General features: G+C 66.8%; 5 protein-coding genes. 4 read left to right on the forward strand and 1 reads right to left on the reverse strand.

The window, feature by feature from the left end; genetic code table 11:
- Positions 1-310 (forward strand): photosynthetic reaction center family protein (locus ACLNEE_RS16620; RefSeq protein ID WP_411424722.1); only part of this gene is annotated, 310 nt, incomplete at its 5' end.
- Positions 311-448: 138 nt separating this feature from the next.
- Positions 449-979, forward strand: coding sequence for a cupin domain-containing protein (locus ACLNEE_RS16625; RefSeq protein WP_411424723.1), 531 nt, complete (start codon positions 449-451; stop codon positions 977-979).
- 51 nt (positions 980-1,030) lie between these two features.
- Here ACLNEE_RS16625 and ACLNEE_RS16630 read toward each other — a convergent pair whose 3' ends face one another.
- Positions 1,031-1,288, reverse strand: a complete 258-nt coding sequence (locus ACLNEE_RS16630) for a hypothetical protein (RefSeq protein WP_411424724.1) — start codon at positions 1,286-1,288, stop codon at positions 1,031-1,033.
- Between the two features lie 361 nt (positions 1,289-1,649).
- On the opposite strand from ACLNEE_RS16630, the gene ACLNEE_RS16635 reads away from it, so the two are divergent.
- Positions 1,650-1,895: a hypothetical protein gene (locus ACLNEE_RS16635; RefSeq protein WP_411424725.1), complete on the forward strand. Its 246-nt coding sequence runs from the start codon at positions 1,650-1,652 to the stop codon at positions 1,893-1,895.
- Positions 1,896-2,062: 167 nt separating this feature from the next.
- Positions 2,063-2,347 carry a hypothetical protein gene (locus ACLNEE_RS16640; protein WP_412007419.1) on the forward strand — a complete coding sequence of 95 codons (285 nt, stop codon included), beginning with the start codon at positions 2,063-2,065 and terminating at the stop codon, positions 2,345-2,347.
- Positions 2,348-2,741: the final 394 nt, after the last annotated feature.

A 2,741-nucleotide genomic window follows, 5' to 3' on the forward strand; every position in this document is an offset into this window, starting at 1 on the left:
CCTGATCTTCCAATACGCCAGCTTCAACAACAGCCGCAGCCTGCACTTCTTCCTGGCTGCCTGGCCTGTGATCGGCATCTGGTTCACCGCCCTGGGCGTGAGCACGATGGCGTTCAACCTGAACGGCTTCAACTTCAACCAGTCGATCCTCGACGGCCAGGGCCGCGTGATCAACACCTGGGCTGATGTGCTGAACCGCGCTGGTCTGGGCATGGAAGTGATGCACGAGCGCAACGCTCACAACTTCCCCCTCGACCTGGCCGCTGCGGAAGCCACCCCCGTGGCGCTGACCGCCCCGGCGATCGGCTGAGGCTGAACAGCCCGGCTGAGGCTCAGGCCTCAGGATCAACAACGGAATCCCGCTGGCCCCCCTCCCACGAGGGGGGCTTTTTTGTGGTCGCGAGCAAGGCCCGCCACAGTGTTGGGTGCCACCCTTCCGACCTTTCCCATGCCGTGGTCCCTCGAGCTGGACAGCATCAGCGTGGATCGTCTGGTGCAGCAGCTGGGGCTGCAGCCCCATCCCGAGGGCGGCTGGTACCGGGAATTCCATCGCAGCGGGGTTTCCGTGCAGAGGTCCGACGGTGAACGGCGGGCCGGGCTCACCCAGATCCTGTTTCTGCTGCCGGCAGGAGGGCTCAGCCGCTGGCATCGGGTGCTGGGTGCGGATGAGGCCTGGCACTTCGTGGCCGGAGACCCCCTGGAGCTCTGGATCCTTCCTCCCCAGGGCGGCGTCGCCGCCTGCCGTTGGTTGGGACCGCTGGCGCTCCCCGGCACGGCCACGGCGGCCGTGACTTCCGAACTCCTGACGGAACCGGTGGTGGTGGTGCCGGCCGACTGGTGGCAGGCGGCACGCTGCCCGGGGCGCTGGAGCCTGGTCAGCTGTTGTGTGGGGCCTGGCTTCGACTTCCGGGATTTCGAACTGCTCGATCAGCTCCCACCGGCGCAGCATCCCTCCGGGGCCTGTTCGAGCTTCCTCTGATCGCCTCTCCCTGGGAGCCGGGCACCAGCGGCCGCCAGGGCGGCATCGCCATCACACCACCGGTGCCGGGCGGCTGCGTGCAGCCACGGCCGCAGCCCCGAAGGCCGTCAGTCCGAGCCCGGCCAGAGCAGCCAGACCAGCCAGGGTTTGCAGGGTCAGGAGAAGCAATCCCAGCGCTGAGGCGGTCCTGATCTGGATCCGGGCCTTGATCAGCAGGGTGAGCAGCAGCAGCACCGTGGCCTGAAGCGCGGCCATCTTCACGGCGACCGCCGTGGCGGTGAGGGGTAACAGGGGGCAGGGAAGCAGCATCGCGGAGAAGCGGTGCCCCAATCCTGGCGAGGTTGGCGGGGTGTGGCGGCCGAATCTGGCCAGGTGAGCCGCAGCAATCCCGGGCTCCTGGCCAGGCCTCAAGGACCAGTGCGCCGTGTCATCCCCTCAGCAGCCGTCAGGAGTGCGCTGAGGATCGGGCGCCTGCTCCAACAAGCTCAAGGATCCCTGACATCACGGGCGTGTCACCCCCTGGCCTGACCAGCTGGCCGCGCTGCTGGGAATGGGGCGGCTTCACCGGTCCGCGCGTCCAACGCCCTGAAAGGCGTGTCGCGAGACACAGCGGTAGACATCCGCGCTGGGCAGGCTGAATTTGTCGTCAAATCGAGATATGGGCGCTCCCATGAACTATCCCCACCGGCTGTACCGCTTGATCGATGGCTGGTGCGAGCCTCACAGGCAACTCGATTCCTCCTACAGCAGCCTGGAGGAAGCCCTGGGTGATGCCATCGCCTGGGTCGAGACGACCGCTGTCGATTCCGTGCTCAGCCTGATTGGCGTGGAGGTCCGCACTGCGAATGGAGACTGGCGAACCCTCCGGTTACCTGGCCCGCTGCTCTGTCCTTTGCTCTGTCCGCTGCCGGGATGATCTCCGTGACCTCCCTGCCAGGCAGCGTTGAGATCGGGCAGCTCGGAGCGTTGCTGAAGCACGGCCACCCCAATCGGCTCGGCCCGGTGAGGGGCTTTCTCCCGGTCGGTTGCGAAGGACCATCTCCTGCGGTCATAACGTCAGCAGAGTCACTCTGGAGAGCCACCTTGAACGCAGGCAGTTCCACTGACCTCACGCACGCCGCGGGGCTCAAGCCGGTGCACTGGCACCTGCCAGAGGCGCTGCTCGACGCACTCAGGAGCCAGGCGGCGATCGATGGGGTGGCAGTCGAGGTGATCGCCGCCTGGGTCGTGGAGGCTGGCCTGATCGACCTTGGCCTGATGCCCAATGGACGCTGCTCCCTTCGCACGGGCCTGTGCGGCGGCGGACCGGTACCCCTGCCGATCCAGCAGAGCGCCTCCACAACATCCCCCACGGCGGCCGCGTGCTGATCGGCCGAGGCTGTGACCCGGGGGACGTGCTGGCCCTGCGTTGCTTCGGTGAGCACCGGCTGGATGGCTCGCCCCATGACGGGGTGCTCTGAACCGCCGGTCCCTCACCAGCGCCTCTTTCGGCTGCTGCCGTGCGTGGAGCCACCAACCTGCGCAAGGTGTGGCACTCGCTGAACACACGTTGATCCGATCTTGTGATCTGCCGTGGACTTTCAGGTCCCCTGCTCCCTCTGCTGGAGTGGTTGGGAACTGGCCTAATGCGCGCAGGCCACCAGCAAGCCGGGGGTCGCGTCCCTTGGAGTGGTGTAAATCCCGAGGCCTGTGATCTGATCGCAGCGTGGTGATCAGGCAGCCGCAGCGAGTGCAGCTGTTGGTTGATCTTGGGCCGGATCGC

This window comes from Aphanothece stagnina RSMan2012 (assembly GCF_046764815.1).
Lineage (GTDB): Bacteria > Cyanobacteriota > Cyanobacteriia > PCC-6307 > Cyanobiaceae > NIES-981.